This is a genomic window from Thioclava dalianensis (assembly GCF_000715505.1).
Taxonomy (GTDB): domain Bacteria; phylum Pseudomonadota; class Alphaproteobacteria; order Rhodobacterales; family Rhodobacteraceae; genus Thioclava; species Thioclava dalianensis.
Genome location: NZ_JHEH01000029.1, coordinates 1 through 22,030, shown reverse-complemented (window position 1 = coordinate 22,030; position 22,030 = coordinate 1). Strand labels below are relative to the sequence as shown.

Here is a 22,030-nt window from a genome sequence, read left to right as displayed (position 1 = left end):
TCTGATCCAAATCTAGTTTGGCGCGGGCAGGATTCCAAGGGGGGGAAGTGCGTTCAGCAGCGCCTGCGTGGCATAAGTTGCGGCCAGCGCCCATCCGAAAGAGGCCAGAGTGCCGATGATCACATATTCCGATTTCGGGTTCGCGCCGCCTTTCGAGACCGCCTCGAAGCGCAGGATCGACTTGGCCGCGATCAAAAAGCCGATGGCCGAGGGTTGGCCTGCCAGCACCAGCAAAAAGATCACGCCGCGTTCGAGTTGACCGATCAGGCGGCCCCCTTCGGGCAGCCCCTCGGGCGGGGCATCGGCGCCAAAGCGCGCCATCAGCAGGCCCACCGCAAAGCCGCCCGCGCGCACCGTGAGCACAGCGCCCGCAATCAGCGTGAGTGCGCCGGGCAGCCAAACCTGCCCCGCCCAGAACGACTGCGCCCAGAGGGTCGGAAACAGGGCTGCAATCGCGACGGTCGCGGCCAGATGCGCTGTCTGATCGAGCACGAAGGCGGTGAGGGTGGGGCGCGCGAAGCTCTTGGCCAGATCGATCACCAGATGGGCGATCACCACCAGCGCCAGCGCGATCAGTCCTTCGCGTGACAGCTGCGCCAGCACCAGCGCGCTCAGCGCGGCAAGGATCGCCAGATGTGCGGCCAGCGCCGCGGGCCTGCGCCGCGCCTTGTCCTGCGCCATCCCATTGCTCTGAAACGCGAAATCGGTCAGAAGATGGGCGCAGATCAGCAGGGTGAAGGTCTCGGTCATGGGATCGCCTCGATCATCGCAAGCGCCTCGATGATGGCGTCATGGGCGGCCCCGCCAAGCGCCTGCGCAAGGCTTTGGCGGGTGATGCCGATGGCGCGCGCCGCCGCCGTCTGGGTGGGCGGGTCCGGGTGCAACATCGGTGCCATCGCACGCGCCTGCGCTGGGGTCCAGCCCTCCGAGAGGTGATCGAGCAGCCGCAGTGCCGCCCCCAAAGCGCCGCGCTCGGCATGGGCGATGCGCGGGCCTTCGAGCGTGTCGAGCAATTGCCCCGAGGCCGTGAATGCCGGACCAAGCGCGCTGTTGAGATCGCCGCTCTCAGGGATCGTGGCGCGGCCTTGCGCAATCGCGATCCGCGTTTCGTACTCAGCCCCAAGGCTGCGCAGCTCGGCGCGGATCAGCAGCGCCAGCCGCGCCTGTAGCGGGGGGGTATCCATCGCGATCTGCCAGCCATCGCCACGATTGCGCGCGAAGAGCCACTGCGCGCCTGCGGGGCGGAGCGTGGTGAAGGCATGCTCGATCCGCTCCAGCGCATTGGCGAGATCCGCGCCCGTGAGGCGCGATGAGGCGACAAGATCGCCGGTGAGAACACAGGTCAGGCTCATATGCAGGTTATAATGCCTGCTATATAAGGTATGCAAGCATTTTTACCTGCGATATGAAAAATGCAGGCTAAAAAGCCTGCATTTTCCGTTGCGAAAGTGCTCAGCCTCAGGCCAGAGCAGGGTAATCCGTGTAGCCCTTCGCCCCACCGCCATACAGCGTGTCGCCATCGAGCGCATTGAGCTCTGCACCTTTTGCGAAGCGCTTGGGCAGATCGGGGTTGGCGATGAACGGACGACCAAAGGCCACGGCTGCAGCCCCATCGTTCAGCGCCTGCTCGGCCATCGCCTTGTCATAGCCGTTATTGGCGATATAGGGGGCTTTGCACTTGGCGCGCAGGGTCTCGATCCCGTCTGCGGGCCAGTCGCGCGCACCGCCCGTTTGCCCCTCGACGAGGTGCACATAGGCCATGTCCTTGGTGTTGAGATAGTCGATCACCGCGCCGAACAGCGCGGGCGTGTCGCTCGAAATGCCAACATTATTGGCATTCGACCACGGCGACAGACGGATCCCGACACGGCCCGGACCCCAGACCTCGGTCACGACATCGACCACCTCGCGCAGGAAGCGCGTGCGGTTCTCGATCGAGCCGCCATAGCTGTCGGTGCGCGTATTGGAGGTGTCGCGCAGGAATTCATCGATCAGATAGCCGTTGGCTGCGTGGATCTCGACCCCGTCGAACCCGGCCGCCTTGGCGCATTCGGAGGCGTTGCGGAACTCTTCCAGCACCGTCTTGATGTCATCGAGCGTCATCGCGCGCGGCGTGGTGGTCGCGACAAAGCCTTCGCCGTCAAAGGTCTTGGAGCCAGCCGCGATCGCCGAGGGGGCCAGCGGGTCGCGCCCATCGAGAAGCTGCGGCACCGAGATCCGACCGACATGCCAGATTTGAGCGACCATCTTGCCGCCCGCACCATGCACGGCATCGGTGACTTTCTTCCAGCCCGCAACCTGCGCGTCATTGTAGATCCCCGGCGTCCAGGCATAGCCCTGACCCATCGGCGAGATCTGCGTGCCCTCGGAGATGATCAGCCCGGCACTGGCGCGCTGACGGTAATATTCGACGGTTTGATCGGTCGGAACCAGATCAGGGGCGCGGTTGCGGGTGAGCGGGGCCATGACGAAACGGTTGGCCAGTTCGATCTGGCCCAGTTTCGTCGGCGTGAAAAGCGTATCGGTCATCGAAGTCCTCGAAATCTTTTGGAGAGGTTGGATAGTGAGGCTTTGGAGATGGGGTGTTCATGCAGCACGACAAGGCGGCCCGGTGCAGGAGATTTGTGCGTTCGCGCAGAGGTTACAGCGGGAACTGCGCGCACTCTGCCATTGGTGCGCAGCCGCAAGCGTGGCTGTGGCACGGGGCTAGGTGACGAGAATTTCGCGCAGAGGTCGGGGCGCGCGATCAGAGCCGCTCCATGAGTTCGATCCGGTTGCCGAAGGGATCGAAGACATACATCCGCGCAAACCCCTCAAGGGGTTGATCTTCAACGCATGTGACGTGAGCGGCATCGCAACGCGCGCGGAACGCCTTGGGAGGGCTGCCGGCTTGCCCAATCGCCAGAAGCAGGCAGCGCACCGGGAGCCGTCTGCGACACCCCCCGGCGCACAGGGTTTACATGAAGCCCAGTTCCAGACGCGCCTCGTCCGACATCATGTCCATGCCCCATTGCGGATCAAAGGTCATCTCGACATCGACATCGCGCAGCCCGCCCACCGAGGCCACCGCATCATGCACCCAGCCGGGCATTTCGCCTGCGACCGGGCAGCCCGGCGCGGTGAGGGTCATGATCACTTTGGCGTCGTTCTCAGGCGTGATCTCAATCGTGTAGATCAGGCCCAGATCATAGATATTGACCGGAATTTCCGGGTCATAGACGGTGCGGCACGCATCGACCACGGGATCATAAAGCGGGTGATCGGTGCTTGAGGGTTTGATCAGCGGCGCGCCTTCAAGCGGCTCGTCGGGGCTGGCAGTCATGGGGATCTCTTTCGCTAAGCGCGGATTTCTCGACTGTTTATATAGGGAATCTGTCGGGCAGGTAAAGGGAGGCGCGGCTGACGGGGCCGTGAAGAGCGCCTCTCGCAGGGGCGAGGGGCGTTGCACTCTCTGCCTGCGGATGCGATGAAAAGGTAACAATTTTCTATCCCCCTAATTCGAAAGGCGATTTCGTATGGCTCAGGATCAGGCACCGCCGATGCAGTCTTCCGAAACGCTCGCAGATCAGGTGGTCACCCCCGGCATCATTTTGTTCACCGAGCGCTTTGAGCAATGCGTGCGCTTCTACCGCGACATGCTCGGTCTGCCGGTCTGGTTTGAGAAAGAGGGGCTGTGTTGTTTGCGGTTCGGCTCGGGCTATCTGATGGTGGAGACCGGGGGGCATGCGAGCGCCGAGAAAAAGACGGTTCACGAAAACCCTACCGCGCTGCGTTTCAACGTGCGCGATGTCGAGGCCGCCGCCCAGCTTTTGCGCCAACACGGCATCGCGGTCAGCGTCGCGCACCATGATTGGGGCGTCACCGGGCGCTTTCTCGATCCCGACGGCAATATCTGCTCGCTCAAGGATGCCGATGATCCGTTTTTCGCTGAACTATGACGCTTTTGCGTCTCGGCGCATGGCGGCCTTGCGCTACATCTGACTTACCTAGAATTGCTTGGCGCTCTCTTGACCGCGCCCCAAACACAGGCCTAATCCAAGCTCATGCTTCCAGAAGAGAAACTTGATCAGATCCTCGCGCGTTTCGAGTTTCTCGAAGCGCAGCTTTCTGCGGGTGCAGAGCCTGCGAAGATCGCCCAGATCAGCCGCGAATATTCCGAGTTGAAACCTGTCGTGACCCAGATCGAGGCGTATCGCCTTGCGCGTGCCGATCTCGACGAGGCGGAGGGCTGGCTGGAGGATCCCGAGATGAAGGGGCTGGCTGAGGAAGAGCTGCCCCGGCTCAAGGCGCGCATCCCCGAGATGGAGCAGGCGCTGCGGCTCGCGCTGTTGCCCAAGGATTCCGCCGATGCGCGCCCCGCGATCCTTGAGATCCGGCCGGGCACTGGCGGCGAGGAGGCGGCGCTTTTCGCGGGCGATCTGCTGCGGATGTATCAAAAGCACGCCGAGAAACAGGGCTGGCGCTTTGAGATGATGGAGCTGACCGAGACCGAGATCGGCGGCGTCAAAGAGGCGGTCGCGCGGATCGAGGGCGAGGGGGTCTTTGCGCGCCTCAAGTTCGAATCGGGGGTACACCGTGTCCAGCGGGTCCCGGAAACCGAAGCGGGCGGGCGCATTCACACCTCGGCGGCCACCGTGGCGGTTCTGCCCGAGGCCGAAGATGTCGATATCGACATCCCCGCGACGGACATTCGCATCGACACGATGCGCGCAAGCGGGGCAGGTGGCCAGCATGTCAACACCACCGACTCGGCGGTGCGCATCACCCATATCCCGACCGGGATCGTGGTCACCAGCTCCGAGAAATCCCAGCACCAGAACCGCGCCAATGCGATGGCGGTGCTGCGTGCGCGTCTCTATGAGGCAGAGCGCGCTCGTGCCGATAGTGAGCGCGCCGAAAGCCGCAAGTCGCAGGTGGGCTCGGGCGATCGCTCGGAGCGCATCCGCACCTATAATTTCCCGCAAGGCAGGCTCACCGATCACCGGATCAACCTGACGATCTACGCGCTGGCGCAGGCCATGGAAGGCGAGATCGACGAGGTGATCGACGCGCTTGTGGCCGATGATCAGGCGGGCAAGCTGGCGGAGATGGAGCGGTGAGTGCGCAGACCGGTCTGCAGGTGATGAACGCGGCAGGCGCGCGGCTGGAGGCGGCGGGGATCGCGCGGGCCGACGCGCGGGTGCTGATGGCCCATGCGTTCGGTCCGGACATGCCGCGCCATGCGCTGAGCGAGCGGTTGGCCCAACCGCTGCCGCCAGAGACCGCCCATCGTTTTGAGGAAGCCATCGCCGCACGGCTGAGCCGTCAGCCGGTCTCGCAGATCATCGGCGCGCGGCTGTTCTGGAAGGACAGTTTCCGCGTCACGCGCGACACGCTCGATCCGCGCCCCGAGACCGAAACCCTCATCGCCGCAGCGCTTGAGGCGCCCTTCACGCGGCTTCTGGATCTGGGCACCGGCACCGGCTGCATCCTGATTTCGCTTCTGAAATCCATGCCCGGGGCACAGGGCGTGGGCACCGATCTATCGCCCGAAGCGCTTGAGGTTGCGCGGGGCAATGGCGTGGATCTTGGCGTCGATCCGCGCGCCCGGTGGATCGCCTCGGATTGGCTCGCGCAGGTGACGGGAGAGTTTGATCTGATCGTGTCGAACCCGCCCTATATCGCTGCCGATGAGATGGCGGGGCTGAGCCCCGATGTGCGTGACTGGGAACCCCATCTCGCGCTCAGCCCCGGTGGCGATGGGCTTGAACCCTACCGCGTGATGGCGCGAGACGCAGGCGCCCATCTGACGCCGGGCGGGCGGCTGATGTTCGAAATTGGCCCGACGCAGGCTGCAGCCGTTAGCGCCGAGCTGTCCGCCCACGGGTTTGAGCGCATCGAGATCCGGCCCGATCTTGACGGGCGCGACCGGGTGGTGCTGGCCTATAAACCTATGGATACCGGGGCGCGCGCTCGGGGATAGCCCCCACAGCTTGCTGATTTTCGCCGATCCTGCGTCATTTTGCCCCGAAATCAGACAGTTTGAAGCATTTCTCGCATTTAATGGCTTGAAAGACCGGGCGCTGCATGCTTACTCAGTACTTGTGTCAGGCGAGTGTAGCTCCCCGGCACGGCTCAGCTTCACACTGCGGGTCACGGGGTCATAGCAGGGTTCTTGCCTGCGCCGATCCCAAATCTCTCCCGCGCGGCCCGTGCCCCATTTCGGGGCCTGCCCCTGAAAAAATGCGCCCAATAGGGCTCCATAAAGCCAAAAAGAAAGCCATGAGATCTTCCAAATCCCGTTCGCGTAACAAGTCGAACCGCCAACGTTCCATGGGCAATGTCGTCAACCGGGTCTTTGACAGCTCCGGTCCCGAAGGCAAGGTCCGTGGCACGCCCCAGCAGATCATCGAAAAATATCTGACGCTGGCGCGCGATGCCCAGCTTGGAAATGATCGCGTGGCCGAGCAGAACTTCCTGCAACATGCCGAGCATTACACCCGCATGTTGGGTGAAGCACAAAAGGAGCAGGCCCGCGAACAAGAGGCCCGCAACCAGCAACGCCAGAACAATGACGGCTCTGGCGGCCAGGACGGCGCGCAATCGGGCAATCAGAACGGCAACCATCAGAATGGTCAGCCCAACCAGAACGCTCAGCCGCATCAGAACGGCAACCAGCAAAACGGGAACCATCAGAACGGGAACCGCAACGGTGGCGCACAGCAAAACCGCAATAGCCCCCCGTCTGGCGGCGAGGATCAGCCCCGCCAAGAGGCGCCCCAGCGCAGCGAGTCGGTCGCGAAATCCGACGATAGCAGCTCGATGATGCCGCCGATGCCCGCGCCCGAGCAAAACGGCTCTGAGTCGGATATCGTGGAGACGCCCGAAAGCCGCAGCGCTGCGACCTCGGATCCGGCTCAGTCCGGCGAGAAGGCCGAAAAGCCCAAACGCGCCCGTGCGCCGCGCAAACCGCGTGCGCCCAAGGCGGACAAGCCCGAGACCGCAGAGAAGGCTGAGAAGCCTGCCAAAGCCGCGAAAGCGCCCAAGGCCGAGGCCAAGGAAGCCGCGCCTGAGTCCTCTTCGGACTGAGCGTTGCTGCCGTTTATTAGAAAAAAAGCCCGCGCCTCGGCGTGGGCTTTTTCATAGGAAGGTCTAGAGGTTACTCCGTGCCCGCCACAATCCGGGCGAGACGGCAGAACTGCTCGATGCTGACCTGCTCGGCCCGCTCGGTGGGCGCAATCCCGGCCTGCTCCAGCTTGGCCTCGATATCGGGGGCCACCGATTTCAGCGAGGCCCGCAGCATCTTGCGCCGCTGGTTGAACCCTGCCGCCACGACCCGCGACAGCACTTTGGGATCGGCGGGATAAAGCGGCTCGGGCAGGGCGCGCAGATGCACCACCGCCGAATGCACCTTGGGCGCGGGGGTGAAGGCCTCGGGCGGCAGGCTCATCACGATCCGGGCCTGCGCGCGCCATTGCGCCAAAATCGCCAGCCGACCGTAATGCCGATCCCCCGGCTGGGCCACGATCCGCTCGGCCACCTCGCGCTGAAACATCAGCGTCAGGCTTTCCCAGAAGGGCGGCCAGACCGCAGGCGTCAGCCAGCGCACCAGCAATTCGGTACCCACATTATAGGGCAGGTTGGCCGCGATCTTGATCGGCGGGCGCAGATGGGCCAGCGGATCGACCTCCAGCGCGTCGCCCTCGATCACCGTAAGCCTGTCGGGATAGGCCGCCGCAATCTCGTTGAGCGCGGGAATGCAGCGCGGATCTTTCTCGATTGCGAGCACCCGGCGCGCGCCCTCGGCCAAAAGCCCACGGGTCAGACCGCCCGGGCCGGGGCCGATCTCCAGCACATCCGATCCGGCCAGATTTCCGGCTGCCCGCGCGATTTTCGCGGTCAGGTTCAGATCCAGAAGAAAATTCTGCCCGAGGCTCTTTTTTGCAACCAGATCATGGGTCTGCAAGACCGCGCGCAGAGGCGGCAACCCGTCGATCGCACTCACGACCGCGCCCCTTCCTCTTGACGAAAATATCCCCGCCGGAGGCTCCCAAGGCTGCCACAAACGCCGCACTCAGCCATGACGCGCCGCCCCCATCCGTGCGGCCATCTCAAGCGCTGCGATCAGCGAGGCGGGATTGGCCCGGCCTTGGCCCGCGATGTCATAGGCGGTGCCGTGATCGGGCGAGGTGCGCACGAAGGGCAGGCCCAGCGTCACATTCACGCCGCCATCGAAATCGAGCGTCTTGATCGGGATCAGCGCCTGATCGTGATAGGCGCAGATCACCGCATCATAGCGCGATCGCGCACGGTCGTGAAACAGCGTATCGGCGGGCAGCGGCCCGGAGAGCGCAAAGCCCTCGGCGCGCAGGCTCGCGATCTCATCCCTGATCCAATCCAGCTCTTCACGCCCCATCGCGCCGCCTTCACCGGCATGCGGGTTGAGCCCCGCAATCGCGATCCGCGGCATTGTGAAACCGAAATCGGCGCGCAGGCCGGCATTTGTGATGCGCACCGTGTCGCGCAACAGCTGCGGCGTCAGGGTGCTGGGCACCTCGGAGAGCCCGATATGGATCGTGGCGGGCACGACGCGCAGCGGCGGCTTGATGTTGGAGGAGGCCAGCATCATCACCACCCGCTCGACCCCTGCGAGATGGGCCAGAAATTCCGTGTGTCCCGGAAAGGCGAAGCCCGCCCCGTCCTTGAGCGCTTTTTTGTGGATCGGCGCGGTGGTCAGCGCCGAGCCTTCGCCGCGCATCACCAGATCAACACCGCGCGCGATCACATCGATCACGGCGCGGGCGTTTTCGGGATCGGGATCGCCGGGCCGGGCCGCTGCGGGAAACGCGTGGGGCAGAACCGGCAGAGCACTGCCCGAATGGGTCACGGCCTCTGAGGGCTGCGCGATCTCGCGGATCTTGGTGCCGCGCGGCAGATGCGCGGGATCGCCAAGCCAGACGAAGGGCAGGCGCGCGCCAAAATGCTCCCAGGCGCGCGCCGCCAGTTCCGGGCCGATGCCCGAGGGGTCACCGCAGCTTAGGATGACCGGGCGTTCGTGATCTGGCGTGCTCATTTGCGCACGATGATGGCGTCGGCCTCCAGATCGGCCAGATAGCCTTGCGCATAGGAGCTCAGCGCGCTGTTCTCAAGCTGGGAGCGTACCGCATCGCGGCTCGGCGCCGTTGCATCGCCCTGCGGCGTCTCGGTGCGGTCGCACAGCATCACCAGTTGGGCGGCACCGCCGCGCTGCATCACTTCGGTCTCCCCGATATCGAGATGCGCCAGCGTCACGCCGATATCTGTCGGGATCTGCGACTGGGCCACATTGTCATGCGCCACGAGCGCCGAGGCGGGCATGCCCTTGGCGATGGTGTAAAGCTCGTCACAGCGACGCGCATTCGCAGCCACTTTCGAGGCCAAGCGCTGCGCCTGCTCGCTGCCCGCGGGGCCGAGGTTGAAGGTCATGTAGCTCAGCGAGAGCGGGCCCCGATCGGGCGCGCCATCGCCGATTGCGCGCAGCATGAACACGGCCACAGCGCCCTGCAGCTGAATCGGAGCGGTCGCGGTGCCGGGCTTGAGCGCGAGGATCTTGGCGCGCAGTGGCGCGGGCAGATTGCTCAGCGGCATCCAGTCGACACGCCCGCCCTGAGCGCGCGATTGCGAGGCGGAATATTGCGAGGCGAGTGCTCCGAAAGCGGCCTGACCGCGGGCGGCGGACAGCTGGCGGGCTTCGCTCATCGCAGCATCTTCGCGACCGGGAGGGGCTGGCATGATCGCCTCCGAGATCAGCACGCGGACGCCTTTGCCGACCTGAGATTCCGGCATCATCGCGCGGTCGATATCGGATTTGGTGATGTTGACCTGCGGCCCGAAACGGGCACGCACAACCTCGCGCCACAGCATGCCTGCGCGGACGAATTCTCGGAAGGTGGCCGGGTCGACGCCGTTTTGCTGAAGGGTCGCCACGAATTTCTCGGCGGAGATATTCGCGCGGCCCGCGAATTCCGCCATGCCTCTTTGCAACGCGGCATCATCAATCGTCAGGTCGATCTGTTTGGCGGCCCAAATCCGCAGACGATCCTGAATCAGCGCCTCCTCGGCATCTTTGCGCGAGGTGCCCGAGGCATCGAGAAGCTGCATGAAGCGCTGCCGCTGATCGATGTCATAGGCGGTGATGCCCATGCCATTGACGGTCACCACGGGCGCGAAGCTGCGCGATTGCGCCGTGACGGGCCGCAGCCCAATCGACACGAGCGTCATCAGCGCCAAAGCGAGAAGGGGGAGCAGTCGGGTCATCTTCGTCATAGCGTGCCTGTATCCGTTCATTCCAGTCTCAGCGATCATGCGGTCCAGCTACCTCTAGCGTGCACAGGACCGGGCCACCGCCGCGCCGTTCGACGCACCAAAGCCCACAAGTTGCACCGACAGGCCAAGATCCGTTTCCGGGCTTACACTAGTTGAGGAAGTGAAGCGGCGCGAGAGGGAAAGATCAACCTGAAGACATTCGTTCGTGTAGGTCAGCCCCAGATCGGCGCGGGCTGCGCGGTTGGCGGTGAAGTCGTAGCGGGTGCCGAAGCTGCCCGACCAGTCGGACTTGATCTTGAAGGTCGTGGCCAGCTCCAGCTCGGAGAGCGGATCGGGGCGCATCTCTGCTGCGTTGGCCTCAAGCCAGAGATAGCCCGCGCTCACCTGATAGCGCTTGGCCTGCCACGCAAGGCGCATCTCTTCGCGCGAGACCGTGAAATCGTCGTCAAACAGCATCCGGTTGGCAAGCGTCAGCCCGCTGGCAAGGCTCAGATGGCTCGAGACCATCCAGTCCGAGCGTATCCCCCCGATGCTCGTCTCGGGCGCGAACTGGCCCAGATCGCGCTGCCGGAACACGCGCCCTGCGACCACACCCAGCGACCAGCCCGATGCGTCATAGCGTGTCCAGCCAAGCCCGAGATTGGCCCGCAGCCCGGTCTCGCGCGCATCCTCTCCGGGAAAGCGCGACAGCGAAAAGAGGTTACCCTCGTCAAGTTCGGGCAGGGTCGAATCTTCATTGGGCGACGCCTTGAGCTGGTTGGGCGCAAAGACCAACTGCGCAATCGGCTCGATCACGTAAGCGGCCCGACCGCTCGATTTGACCCAAGGCCAGCGCAGTTCGGTTGCAAGCGTCGGTTGGCCACGCAAAATCGTGCGGGGGAAATTCGGGTCGGATTTGGTCTCGATGATATCAGCGGCATATTGCGCCTGAATCGAGCCCAGAACGCCGCCCGGCAGCAACCAGTTGCGCTGCCAGTCCGCGGTGAATGAGCCGCGCACCATGTCGCGCCCGTCGGGGATGCCGTCGCCATTGCTGTCGAGAAGAGAATCCGAGGCGCGCCGTGCGGCCAGCGTTGATAGACGCAGCGTGGCCAGCCCCCCGATCTGACCCGGCGAGAAGCTGCGCACCCATTGTGCAGTTCCTGACAGCATCGGCTCGATCGAATTGCTTTCGTCTGCGCGAATCGTATGCGTGTTGCCCGCGCGCAGGGTGATCAGCTCATTGCGGCGCACCCGTTCGAGATTGACGCCCGACCAGAGCCGGTCGGTATCTGAGATCCCGTAATTGAGCAGATAGGCGTCGTCGCTCACCAGCCGCAATTGCGCGTCGAGTTTGAAGTCGTCGGGCAGCGTGGCGTCCAGATTGCCAAACAGATAGCCTCGCGTGACGCCTTTGCGGATGCTGTCGCGCGATGCGGCACCACTCAGTTCGAGATTGCCCCAGTTATAGGCCTGCCGATAGCGCAGCCCCAATGTGCGGGTATAGGAGCCCGCTATATAGGGCGTGACGGTCAGATCACGCGAGGGTCCGAGCGCGAAAAAATAAGGCAGCTTGAGGCCGACACCCAAACCCGATGTCGTGCGCACGGATGGGCGCAGAAGGCCCGACATCCGGCGCACGCCGGGGGCGGGCATGCGCAGCCTCGGCAGATAGGCCACGGGCACGCCGAAGGCGCGGAACTGGGCGTCGTAAAAGGTGATCTGGCGGGTTTGAGTATTGCTCTCGACCTTGCGCGCGCGGATCTCCCAGAGCGGCGTGGGGTCGATTGTGCAGACCCGGCAGGACGAGGTCACGACGCGGTTCATCACGGTGAGCGTGTCGCTCTTGCGCTCAATCGAGGCGGCGGCAAGCTGCAATTCGCGCGCCATCACCATGCGCGCGCTCAGCAAGATGCCGGTGCGCAGATCGGGGGACAGCTCGGCCTGCGAGGCCACAATGATCGAGCCCGCGCGGCCCGGTTGCTCCAGACGGATCGGCCCCTCGATGCGCAGCGTATCCTTGGAACGGTCATAGACCACCCGCGTCGCGGTGAGCCGATTGGAGTGGTAATAGACCTGAACATTGCCGCTGGCCACAAGTGTGCTCTGGCCTTCGATCTGCACCTTGTCGGCCAGCAAAGTCGCCAGCTCATCCGTGGTCGGGATCGCAGCGCTGTTCGGGCCGGTCGCGCCCAGGCTCTGAGCCATCACGGGCGATGCGGCGAGAGGGGCCAAGGCCACGCCAGCGCTCAGCGTCGCGACGCGCACCATCTTCCCGCTCAGGGCCGCCGTCCATTCGCGCGCCACCATCATCCATCCTCCCGGTGCAACAAGAGAGCCAAGGGCAGCATCAGACCGATAACCGGCGGCGCCCAGGCCGCGAGCATGACCGGGATTTGCCCGTTATCGCCCAGAACCTGCGCGATATTGCGCAGAAAAAATAGTCCCAGCCCAGCGGCAAGTGCCAAAAGCACCTTCATGCCGGTGCCACCGGCCCGGATATGATCCATCGAGAAGCTTGCTGCAATCAGAACCATCGCGGCCAGCACCAGCGGCAAGGCCAGCTCCATCTGGAACCACACCATATGGCGGCGCGCCGAAAATCCGGCCTCTTCGAGCTGTGCGATGAAGCTCGGCAATTGCCAGATCGGCACGGCAGAGGGCTGGCCGAAACTGTCGCGAATCCGCTCCACTGTCAGATCGGAGGCCAGCGTCAGCGTCTTGGCGGTCTTGGCGTCGCGCTCGGGATTGGTCGAACTGCCAAGCGGCCAATCCTTCACATCGTCAAGCACCCAGTGCCCCGGCTCAAGCTGCGCCTTGGCGGCATCGATCCGCCGGAACGGGCCATTTTGCGGATCGAAAATCAGGAAGGTGACATTATAAAGCGTCGTCGCATCGGCATTGGCGCGGGTCGCATGGATCACCGCCTGTGCGAGGGCTGCGCCATCGGCGGCATGGCCGGCGCTTTGGCGCATCCAGACACCCTCGCGCCCGATCGACACCGCCGAGCCGCCATCGGCCTGATAATGCTCAAGCTGGGCGTCGTAGCGCTTCTCGGTGGCGCTCGCGAGCGGATTGCCCACAAACAGAGCCAGCAGCCCGATGATCAGCGCGACGATCAAGGGCGCGGCCAACAGCCGCAGCCCCGACTGGCCCGAGGCCCGGATCACCACTAGCTCAGAGCGTCGCGCCAGCGCGATGAACAGCGCCACCGCCGAGAGCATGACGATCAGCGGCAAGATGTTATAAAGCGTCGTCGGGATGTTGAGCAGCGACAGCACGGCCAACTGCGGCAGGCTCAGCTTGGCATCGGAAAACCGCCGGACCTCCTCGACCAGATCGATCAGGAACAATATTCCCCAAAAGCTCGCCAGCACGACAAGGAACGAGCGTATGAACCGCCGCGCGAGATAGATCGAGAGCGTCATGGCGCGCCTCCTGCCGGGGCGGCGCGCACCCGCATCGGGCGGCCCGACCACCACAGCATCAGCAGCACGATCACCCCGCCGCCAATCGCGGGCACATAGAGCAGCGGCCAGAGCTGTGGATCGGCAGAAGAGGCCGCCTCGCAACTGTTTTGCAGGGCCTGTACGATGATCAACCCGCCAATCGCCAGCGCCATCTGTCGCCACATCCCAAAGCGCGAGAACGTCCCGATCATCAGCGCGGCAAAGCCAATCAGGGCCGCCACGGGTGCCAGCAGCGGCTGGCTGATGCGTCGGTTCAGCTCCAGCCAGATTTGCGCGGGCGTGGCACCGGTCTGGGCGCTCAGCTTGGCATCGGGGCGGATCAGCGACAGGGTAGAGACCTCTGAAAGATCGCGCTTGCGGTCTGAGTTGGTGTTGATCAAGCCGTTGAGATTATAGGTGAAGTTCGCATAGCGCGTGATCGCCAGCCGGTTTCCCGGTTGCTGGAGCGACTGCGCCATGCCGTCGAACATCACCAGCTTCGGGCCGCTGTCAGAGCGCACGATCAGCGCTTTGTCGGCGGTGTAGATCGTGGCGCGGTTCGGGTCGCGGCGATCCGAGAGAAACAGCCCCTCCAGCTCGCCCAGATCCGAGATTTTGCGGATATAGATGGTTACGCCCGGCGCGGGATGCTGAAACGTCCCCTCGACGAGAAGCCGCGCGGTGACGTTTTGTGCCACTTCCTGCTGGCGATCCGCCAGCCGCTCACGTGCGGCGGGCACCAGCACATTCACCAGCACCGCCATCATCACCGAGGCAATCAGCCCGAACACAACCACGGGCCGCGCCAGACGCCAGTTCGACGCGCCGGTTGCGCGCATCACCACCAATTCGCTGTCCTGATCAAGCCGGTTGATCGCATAGATCGTTGCGGCAAAGGCCGCGACCGGCAGCACGATGCGGATCACGTAAGGCAAGGTGAGCGCTGTGAATTCCAGCACCACAAGTGCGGTCTGGCCATCGGCAATCAGGCTGTCGAACAACAGCACAGCGCGGTTGACCCAATAGACCGACACCAGAACAAGGGCGAAAAACCCAAACAGCGCCATCAATTTGGACAACAGATATCTGTCCAGTTGCGTCACGTACCTCTTCACCCCCGACAGGTTTTCCTCTCTCTATCGTGTCGCGCAGGTCAAAGAAAGGCGACAAGTGGGGCGCTTTTCATTTTCTGGAGGCAGGTCTAGGCTCACCCGCGAAACCTTGCCTGCCTGCCCAAGCGATGGCGCGGGCGGCCCTGATGGAGAGACCCGCATGACCCAGCCCGCAGCTTTAGCCTTCAAAGAAACCGATCCTGAGGTTCTTGCCGGATTTGCAGGCCGGATTGCGCTTTGTGTCAATGCTGAGGGCAAGCTGGGGCAGGTTGCGCGCAAGCTAGACCGGGCGATGAAAGGCGCGCTCAAGCGGGCGCTGGCCTCGGAGGCGTTCTCAAAGCTCGGGCAAGGCGATTCGATTGAGCTGGGCTGGCCCGCAGGACTGGCCGCAGAGGCCGTGCAGATCGTCAAACTTGACCGCCGCGCCGATGTCGCGCAGGCGCGCAAGGCAGGCGGGCGGATCGGTGCGCGCTTGGGCGAGCGCGGCGTGATCGTTCTGGCCGAGGGGGTGACCCGCGCCGCCGAGATTTCCTTTGGGCTGGTGCTGCGGGCCTACCGGTTCAACTATCACACCACCGCCGAGAACGCGTTTGGCCCGGTCACCTTCATGACTGCCGATCCCGAGGCGCTGGCCGCGCAGGCCGCCCCCCATGCCGCGCTGGCAGAGGGCGTGTTTTTCACCCGCGATCTGGTCAATGAACCGGCCAATATCCTGACCACAGATGATTTCGCGGCCCGTTTGGCAGCCATGCAGGAGCTGGGCCTTGAGGTCGAGATCCTTGAAGAGCCGCAGCTGCGCGAGCTGGGTATGGGCGCGCTTTTGGGTGTCGGACAGGGCTCCGAGATGCCCTCTAAAGTGGTGGTCATGCAGTGGAATGGCGGCGGCGATGAGGCTCCGCTTGCACTCGTCGGCAAGGGCGTCGTGTTCGACACGGGCGGGATTTCGATCAAACCCGCAGGCGGCATGGAAGCGATGACGATGGATATGGGCGGTGCGGGCACCGTCTCGGGCGTGATGCGGGCGCTGGCGCTGCGCAAGGCGCGGGCCAATGTCGTGGGGCTGGTGGGGCTGGTCGAGAACATGCCCGACGGGCGGGCTCAGCGTCCCGGCGATATCGTCAAATCCATGAAGGGCGACACGATCGAGGTGATCAATACCGATGCCGAGGGGCGGCTCGTTCTGGCCGATGTGCTTTGGTATGCGCAAGAGCGCTTCAAGCCCACAGCGATGATCAATCTCGCGACCTTGACGGGCGCCGTGATTGTCGCGCTCGGTCATGAGAACGCGGGGCTTTTTGCTAATGATGACAAATTCGTAGGCGACATTCTTAAAGCGGCCAAGGCCGAGGGGGAAGGGGCGTGGCACATGCCGCTGCAACCCGCCTATGACAAGGAGCTGAAGTCGCGGCTGGCCGATGTTCGCAATGTCGGCGGTCGCTCGGGCGGTGCGATTATTGCCGCCGCTTTCCTCAAGCGCTTCGTGCGCGACGAGGTGCCGTGGTGCCATATCGATATCGCCGGTGTTGCGCTGCCGCCCTCTGCGACCGATCTTGCGCCAAAGGGGCCGACTGGCTGGGGCGTGATGACGCTGGATCGGCTGATCCGGGACCGGTTCGAGGCGTGAGATGGGGTTGATCAACTTCTACCATCTCACCCAATCCGCGCCCGAACAGGTCCTGAGCAATCTGGCCAGTCGGGCGCTTGAGCAGGGTTGGAAGATCGAGCTGCGCGGGCGCGATCTGGCGCGCCTTGAGCAGCTTGATCTGGCGCTGTGGTCGCTGGGCGAGACCAGCTTCTTGCCGCATGGAATGGCGGGCGGGCCGCATGATGTGCTCCAGCCGATCTTGCTGACCATGGCGCCCTCTGGCGACGGGCGGCAGGCGGTGATGGCGGTGGATGGTGCCGAGGTGGCGGCCTCCGAGGCTGATACCCATGAGCGGGTCTGGATCTTGTTTGACGGTCACGACCCAGAGGCGCTGCAAAAGGCGCGGGCGCAGTGGAAAGCGCTGACCTCTGAGGGCGCGAAGGCGGCCTATTGGTCGGAGGAAAGCGGGCGCTGGCAGAAGAAGGCCGAGAGCTGAGCCATTGCGCCGCCCACGCGCCCGTCAAGGGCGGCTTTTCTTTTGCGCCCGCCCGGTCTAAACCCGCGCCCTGAGTTGCAGGAGCGCGCATATGACCAAGTTCAGCTTCACCCGAAATGCCACCGATGGCGCGGCGCGCACGGGCGTGATCGACACCCCGCGCGGTCAGATTCGCACGCCCGCCTTCATGCCGGTGGGGACGGCTGCGACGGTCAAGGCGATGATGCCGGAATCGGTGGCCGCCACCGGGGCCGATATCTTGCTGGGCAACACCTATCACCTGATGCTGCGCCCCACCGCCGAGCGGATCGCGGGTTTGGGCGGGCTGCATACATTCATGAATTGGGACAAACCGATCCTCACCGATAGCGGCGGGTTTCAGGTGATGAGCCTTGCGAGTCTGCGTAAGCTGACCGAGGAAGGCGTGCGCTTTGCCTCGCATATCGACGGCTCGAAACATATGCTGACGCCTGAGCGCTCGATGGAGATCCAGAAGCTGCTGGGCTCGGATATCGTGATGTGTTTCGACGAATGCCCCGCGCTGCCCGCCACGGAGGCCGAGGTGGCCGCCTCAATGCGGCTCTCAATGCGGTGGGCGCAGCGCTCGCGCGATGCCTTTGGCGACCGCCCCGGACATGCGCTTTTTGGCATTCAGCAAGGTGGTGTAACGCGTGAGCTTCGCGCCGAAAGTGCCGAGAAACTAAAAGAAATCGGCTTTGACGGATATGCGGTCGGCGGGCTTGCCGTGGGCGAGGGGCAAGAGGCGATGTTCGGCGTGCTCGACTATGCCTGCGACATGCTGCCCGAGGACAAGCCGCGCTATCTGATGGGTGTGGGCAAGCCCGATGACATCGTGGGCGCGGTGGAGCGTGGCATCGATATGATGGATTGCGTGCTGCCCTCGCGCTCGGGGCGTACCGGGCAGGCTTGGACCCGGCGCGGTCAGGTCAATATCAAGAACGCGCGCCATGCCGACGATCCGCGCCCGCTTGATGAGGCGTGCAGCTGTCCGGCCTGCAGCAACTATTCGCGCGCCTATCTGCATCACGTGTTCCGCTCGCAGGAAATGATCTCGGGCATGCTGCTGACATGGCATAACCTGCATTACTATCAAGAGCTTATGGCAGGTCTCCGCGCGGCGATCTCAGAGGGGCGCCTGGCCGCTTTCGTGGCCGATTTCCACGCGCTGCGGGCGCAGGGCGATATCGAGCCGCTGTAACGCCGGCGCAGCCCGCGGCGCTCAGGGCTGCGAGATCACCAGCACGGCTGCGTAATGGGTGGCGGCGGCGGCCAGCACCATCGCGTGCCAGATTGCCCGCGAGAACGGGATGCGCTCGAATTGGTAAAACAGCGTGCCCGCCGTGTAGGTCAGCCCGCCGACCACCACCAGCACAAGCGCTGACGTGGGCAGTGAAGTAAAGAGCGGCCATGCCGCGATCACACCCAGCCAACCCATCGCAAGATAGAGCGCAAAGCCCGCGCGCTCGGAGCGATGAAAAAAGCCTAGCTTCATCACCATCCCGATCGCGGCCATCAGCCAGACCGCCCCGGTCAGCCCCCAGCCCCAAGCGCCGCCCATCCCCAAAAGGGCCAGCGGCGTGTAGGTCGCAGCGATCAGCATATATATCGCGGCGTGATCGAAGCGCCGCAGCACAGCCCGGGTCGGGGCGTGAAGCGTCAGGTTATAGGCGGCAGAAAGCCCAAATGAGGTCACAAGCCCCGCCGAGTAGACCGCGAGCGGCCAGATATGGGGCGAGGGGATGCTCAGCGCAGCCCAGACGATCATCGCAGAGACCGCAGCCACCGCGAAGGCCACGCCCAGCACATGGACCACGCCATCGGCCAGATGTTCGCGGAATGAATGGGTCAGTTGATAGCGTGTCATTGCGGTGATCCTTTTGGGCTGCCCCAATCTAACAACGATTGCGCAGGTTCCCAAGTCTGACGCTAGGTCGGCATCGCGGGCCGTGCGCACCATTGACGTCGCGCGCGGGCTCTGGCAGGGGAGAGCGCAAGCAAGGACCAATGATATGAACCTGTTTTTTGATATTCGCGTGGCCGTGATTGCCGCGCTCGACGAGATGGTTTCGCAAGGCGTGCTGCCGGCGGGGCTGGATTATGCCAATGTTGCGGTCGAGCCGCCGCGCGATCCGTTGCATGGCGATATGGCGACCAATGCCGCGATGGTGCTGGCCAAGCCCGCGAAAGCCAAGCCGCGCGACATCGCAGAGGGGCTGGCCGAAAAGCTGGCAGGCGACGGGCGGATCGTGAGCGCCGATGTGGCAGGGCCGGGATTCATCAATCTGCGGCTGGATCCGGGTGTCTGGGCCGAAGTTACCCGCGATGTGCTCAAGAGCGGTGCCGATTACGGGCGCTCGGCGCTCGGGCAGGGCGTGCGGGTCAATGTCGAGTTCGTCTCTGCCAACCCGACCGGTCCGATGCATGTGGGCCATACCCGTGGCGCAGTGTTTGGCGACGCGCTGGCGAGCCTTTTGGATTTCGCAGGCTATGACGTCACGCGCGAATATTACATCAATGATGGCGGCGCGCAGGTCGATGTGCTGGCACGTTCGGCCTATGAGCGCTACCGCGAGGCATGCGGGCTGGAGCCTGCGATCCGCGAGGGCCTGTATCCGGGCGATTACCTGATCCCGGTGGGGGCAGCGATCAAGGCGAAGTACGGGCGCGAACTGCTTGAAAAGCCGGAAGAAGACTGGTTGGCCGAGCTGCGCGAATTTGCCACCGAGCAGATGATGGATATGATCCGCGGCGATCTGGCTTCGCTGGGCGTGAAGATGGATGTGTTCTCCTCCGAGAAGGCGCTTTACGGCACCGGACGGATCGAGGCGGCGCTTCAGCGGCTTGAGGATCTGGGGCTGATCTATGAAGGCGTGCTCGACCCGCCCAAGGGCAAGCTGCCCGAGGATTGGGAAGAGCGCGAGCAGACCTTGTTCCGCTCGACCCAGTTTGGCGACGATGTCGACCGCCCGGTGAAGAAATCCGATGGCGGCTGGACCTATTTCGCCCCCGATATCGCCTATCACTGGACCAAGATCGAACGCGGTTTCGATTTGCTGATCGACGTCTTCGGCGCCGATCACGGGGGCTATGTGAAGCGGATGAAGGCGGCGGTGTCGGCCTTGTCCGAGGGCAAGGTCACGCTCGATATCAAGCTGGTGCAGCTGGTGAAGCTGTTCAAGAATGGCGAGCCCTTCAAGATGTCCAAACGTGCGGGCACTTTCGTGACCCTGCGCGATGTGGTGGAGCAGGCGGGCGCCGATGTGACCCGCTTCCACATGCTCACGCGCAAGAACGATGCGCCGCTGGATTTCGACTTCGCCAAGGTGCTGGAGCAATCCAAGGACAACCCGGTCTTTTACGTGCAATACGCCCATGCCCGGGTCTGCTCGGTTCTGCGCAAGGCACAAGAGGCGGGCTGGGATATGTCGGATGCCCGTCTGGCTCAGGCCGAGCTGCCTGCTCCGTGGCATCCCGCCGAGCTGGAGCTGGTCAAGAAGATCGCCGAATATCCACGCCTGATCGAGATCGCCGCACGGGCCAGTGAGCCGCACCGCGTGGCCTTCTATCTCTTTGATCTCGCAAGCGATCTTCACGCGCTGTGGAACCGGGGCAATGATGTCCCCGAGCTGCGCTTCTTGCAAGAGGGCGATGAGGCTGCCTCGTCGGCGAAAATCGCGCTCGCACGCGCCTGTGCCGTTGTTATTTCCTCAGGTCTTGCTATTCTTGGGGTCACTCCGGCTGAAGAGATGCGTTAACGCACGCCGCCGGATGAGGCAGTAACAGCCGGGCAACCGGCGGCGAGGCGACGCGCATGGCAGCTTATGACGACCGCTCAAGCGGTGCCTATGGGTACGAGACAGGTCCGCATGGGCCCTCCCTTCAGGATGTGGGAACGCAAGGCCGGGCTCCGGTCTCACGGCTGGTGCATCTGGCCGGTGCGCTGACCTCGGTCGCGATGATTTGTGGGCTCGTGTATTGGGGCTACAAGCTTGCGATGCGCGATTTGAACGGCGTGCCCGTGATCCGCGCGATCGACGGGCCGGCCCGGATCGCTCCGGAAGATCCGGGCGGAGAGCTGGCGCGCCATACCGGCCTGTCCGTCAATGACGTCGCAGGCACCGGATCGGCGGCCCCGGCACCTGATCGCGTGACGCTCGCACCGCCCCCTGAGGGGCTCTCCAAAGAAGATTTGCCGATGGGCGAGATGGTGCGTCAGGCCGAGAAGGATCCGCAGGCAGCTCCTCCGGCGAATGCGCTCGGTGTCAACACCGCGGAGACCGCGCTTGTCGATGCGGCGGTCGATCTGCCGCAGCCCGGCGAGACACTCCCTGCCGCCGCGCCCGAAATTCCCGTGGAGCCGGGGGCTGCGAGCCCCGCCACCCCCGAGGCGCGTCCCGAGGATGTCGCGACCGACACGCCCGCGCAGGATACGGACGTGATCCCGGCCTCGGTGCCGGGCGTTGCTGTCTCGCCGCGCCCGCAGGAACGTCCCGAGCGTGGGGATGCGCTTTTGGCCGCAGCGCTTGAGCGGGCTGTAACAACTCAGATGAGCGGTAAGTCACGCGCCGCGCCGGTGGTCGATGTGGCCCCGGATGCGATTGCCAGCGGCACGCGGATGGCGCAGCTTGGCGCGTTCGACACGCCCGAGGATGCGAAAACCGCGTGGGATCAGGCCGAGAGCCGGTTCGGCGGGCTGATGGAAGGCAAGAAACGCGTGATCCAGCAAGCCACATCGGGCGGGCGCAATTTCTATCGCCTGCGCGTGGTGGGCTTTGCCGATGTGACCGAGGCGCGCCAGTTCTGCGTGGCGCTTCAGGCCGAGCAGCAAAACTGCATTCCGACGGTGGCCCGCTGATGGGCGCCGCATCGGTCATCTTCGGCTGCGAAGGGTTGGCTCTGTCGCCGCGTGAGCGCGATTTCTTTCGCGAATCCGATCCCTGGGGCTTCATTCTCTTTGCCCGCAATATCGAAGAGCCTTCGCAGATCCTGCGTCTGACCTCGGATCTGCGCGATGCGGTCGGGCGCGATGCACCGGTGCTGATCGATCAGGAAGGCGGGCGCGTGCAGCGGTTGCGGGCACCGCAATGGCGCGAATGGCGGCCGC

20 protein-coding genes and 1 pseudogene are annotated in these 22,030 nt (G+C 64.2%); 10 read left to right on the top strand and 11 right to left on the bottom strand.

All coding sequences use genetic code 11. The annotated features are described in order from the left end of the window. Nucleotides 1-12: 12 nt before the first annotated feature. The 4 genes from DL1_RS16550 to DL1_RS16535 all read right to left on the bottom strand — a co-directional run bounded on the left by DL1_RS16550 (nucleotide 13) and on the right by DL1_RS16535 (nucleotide 3,322). Complete coding sequence (locus tag DL1_RS16550; RefSeq protein ID WP_038068323.1) at nucleotides 13-750, bottom strand: DUF3307 domain-containing protein; 738 nt, start codon at nucleotides 748-750, stop codon at nucleotides 13-15. Continuing rightward, the gene (locus tag DL1_RS16545; RefSeq protein WP_038068322.1) at nucleotides 747-1,352 is read right to left on the bottom strand and encodes a hypothetical protein; all 606 of its coding nucleotides are present in this window, start codon (nucleotides 1,350-1,352) and stop codon (nucleotides 747-749) included. The genes DL1_RS16550 and DL1_RS16545 overlap by 4 nt, the downstream gene beginning before the upstream one ends. Before the next feature lie 106 nt (nucleotides 1,353-1,458). Next, nucleotides 1,459-2,529 (bottom strand): alkene reductase, encoded by a 1,071-nt coding sequence (locus DL1_RS16540; protein ID WP_038068321.1) that lies wholly within the window; start codon nucleotides 2,527-2,529, stop codon nucleotides 1,459-1,461. Between the two features lie 427 nt (nucleotides 2,530-2,956). Further along, nucleotides 2,957-3,322 (bottom strand): DUF59 domain-containing protein, encoded by a 366-nt coding sequence (locus tag DL1_RS16535; RefSeq protein WP_038068320.1) that lies wholly within the window; start codon nucleotides 3,320-3,322, stop codon nucleotides 2,957-2,959. Nucleotides 3,323-3,539: 217 nt separating this feature from the next. Here DL1_RS16535 and DL1_RS16530 point away from each other — a divergent pair, with 217 nt between their 5' ends. The 4 genes from DL1_RS16530 to DL1_RS16515 all read left to right on the top strand — a co-directional run bounded on the left by DL1_RS16530 (nucleotide 3,540) and on the right by DL1_RS16515 (nucleotide 7,068). Further along, complete coding sequence (locus tag DL1_RS16530; RefSeq protein WP_038068344.1) at nucleotides 3,540-3,938, top strand: VOC family protein; 399 nt, start codon at nucleotides 3,540-3,542, stop codon at nucleotides 3,936-3,938. 105 nt (nucleotides 3,939-4,043) lie between these two features. Continuing rightward, nucleotides 4,044-5,099, top strand: coding sequence for a peptide chain release factor 1 (gene prfA, locus DL1_RS16525; RefSeq protein ID WP_038068319.1), 1,056 nt, complete (start codon nucleotides 4,044-4,046; stop codon nucleotides 5,097-5,099). A gap of 23 nt (nucleotides 5,100-5,122) precedes the next feature. Continuing rightward, nucleotides 5,123-5,962, top strand: coding sequence for a peptide chain release factor N(5)-glutamine methyltransferase (gene prmC, locus DL1_RS16520; protein ID WP_038068342.1), 840 nt, complete (start codon nucleotides 5,123-5,125; stop codon nucleotides 5,960-5,962). 299 nt (nucleotides 5,963-6,261) lie between these two features. Continuing rightward, the gene (locus DL1_RS16515) at nucleotides 6,262-7,068 is read left to right on the top strand and encodes a DUF4167 domain-containing protein (RefSeq protein ID WP_038068318.1); all 807 of its coding nucleotides are present in this window, start codon (nucleotides 6,262-6,264) and stop codon (nucleotides 7,066-7,068) included. A gap of 70 nt (nucleotides 7,069-7,138) precedes the next feature. Here DL1_RS16515 and rsmA read toward each other — a convergent pair whose 3' ends face one another. The 6 genes from rsmA to lptF form a co-directional block, all read right to left on the bottom strand. After that, nucleotides 7,139-7,984, bottom strand: a complete 846-nt coding sequence (rsmA, locus tag DL1_RS16510; RefSeq protein WP_038068317.1) for a 16S rRNA (adenine(1518)-N(6)/adenine(1519)-N(6))-dimethyltransferase RsmA — start codon at nucleotides 7,982-7,984, stop codon at nucleotides 7,139-7,141. A 69-nt stretch (nucleotides 7,985-8,053) separates the two neighbouring features. Then, a complete protein-coding gene (pdxA, locus tag DL1_RS16505; RefSeq protein ID WP_038068316.1) occupies nucleotides 8,054-9,052 on the bottom strand; it encodes a 4-hydroxythreonine-4-phosphate dehydrogenase PdxA in 999 nt (332 codons plus the stop codon). After that, nucleotides 9,049-10,284: a SurA N-terminal domain-containing protein gene (locus tag DL1_RS16500; protein ID WP_051693631.1), complete on the bottom strand. Its 1,236-nt coding sequence runs from the start codon at nucleotides 10,282-10,284 to the stop codon at nucleotides 9,049-9,051. The genes pdxA and DL1_RS16500 overlap by 4 nt, the downstream gene beginning before the upstream one ends. Before the next feature lie 54 nt (nucleotides 10,285-10,338). Then, nucleotides 10,339-12,576, bottom strand: a complete 2,238-nt coding sequence (locus DL1_RS16495; RefSeq protein ID WP_143081728.1) for an LPS-assembly protein LptD — start codon at nucleotides 12,574-12,576, stop codon at nucleotides 10,339-10,341. After that, nucleotides 12,573-13,691, bottom strand: a complete 1,119-nt coding sequence (gene lptG, locus DL1_RS16490; protein ID WP_038068315.1) for an LPS export ABC transporter permease LptG — start codon at nucleotides 13,689-13,691, stop codon at nucleotides 12,573-12,575. The genes DL1_RS16495 and lptG overlap by 4 nt, the downstream gene beginning before the upstream one ends. Beyond that, nucleotides 13,688-14,815, bottom strand: coding sequence for an LPS export ABC transporter permease LptF (gene lptF / locus DL1_RS16485; protein WP_038068314.1), 1,128 nt, complete (start codon nucleotides 14,813-14,815; stop codon nucleotides 13,688-13,690). Before lptF ends, lptG begins: the two co-directional genes overlap by 4 nt. 169 nt (nucleotides 14,816-14,984) lie before the next feature. On the opposite strand from lptF, the gene DL1_RS16480 reads away from it, so the two are divergent. From DL1_RS16480 to tgt, 3 genes are all read left to right on the top strand, one after another. Continuing rightward, a complete protein-coding gene (locus DL1_RS16480; protein ID WP_038068313.1) occupies nucleotides 14,985-16,448 on the top strand; it encodes a leucyl aminopeptidase in 1,464 nt (487 codons plus the stop codon). Between the two features lies 1 nt (nucleotide 16,449). Continuing rightward, complete coding sequence (locus DL1_RS16475) at nucleotides 16,450-16,905, top strand: DNA polymerase III subunit chi (protein WP_038068312.1); 456 nt, start codon at nucleotides 16,450-16,452, stop codon at nucleotides 16,903-16,905. Between the two features lie 91 nt (nucleotides 16,906-16,996). Further along, complete coding sequence (gene tgt / locus DL1_RS16470; protein WP_038068311.1) at nucleotides 16,997-18,124, top strand: tRNA guanosine(34) transglycosylase Tgt; 1,128 nt, start codon at nucleotides 16,997-16,999, stop codon at nucleotides 18,122-18,124. Nucleotides 18,125-18,145: 21 nt separating this feature from the next. Here tgt and trhA read toward each other — a convergent pair whose 3' ends face one another. Further along, the gene (trhA, locus tag DL1_RS16465) at nucleotides 18,146-18,790 is read right to left on the bottom strand and encodes a PAQR family membrane homeostasis protein TrhA (protein WP_038068310.1); all 645 of its coding nucleotides are present in this window, start codon (nucleotides 18,788-18,790) and stop codon (nucleotides 18,146-18,148) included. Between the two features lie 145 nt (nucleotides 18,791-18,935). On the opposite strand from trhA, the gene argS reads away from it, so the two are divergent. The 3 genes and pseudogenes from argS to DL1_RS16450 form a co-directional block, all read left to right on the top strand. Continuing rightward, nucleotides 18,936-20,681, top strand: a complete 1,746-nt coding sequence (gene argS, locus DL1_RS16460; protein ID WP_038068309.1) for an arginine--tRNA ligase — start codon at nucleotides 18,936-18,938, stop codon at nucleotides 20,679-20,681. Nucleotides 20,682-20,737: 56 nt separating this feature from the next. Continuing rightward, the gene (locus DL1_RS16455) at nucleotides 20,738-21,781 is read left to right on the top strand and encodes an SPOR domain-containing protein (protein WP_051693630.1); all 1,044 of its coding nucleotides are present in this window, start codon (nucleotides 20,738-20,740) and stop codon (nucleotides 21,779-21,781) included. Beyond that, nucleotides 21,781-22,030: pseudogene (locus tag DL1_RS16450) on the top strand (beta-hexosaminidase); the annotation flags it as partial. The gene DL1_RS16455 and the pseudogene DL1_RS16450, both read left to right, overlap by 1 nt.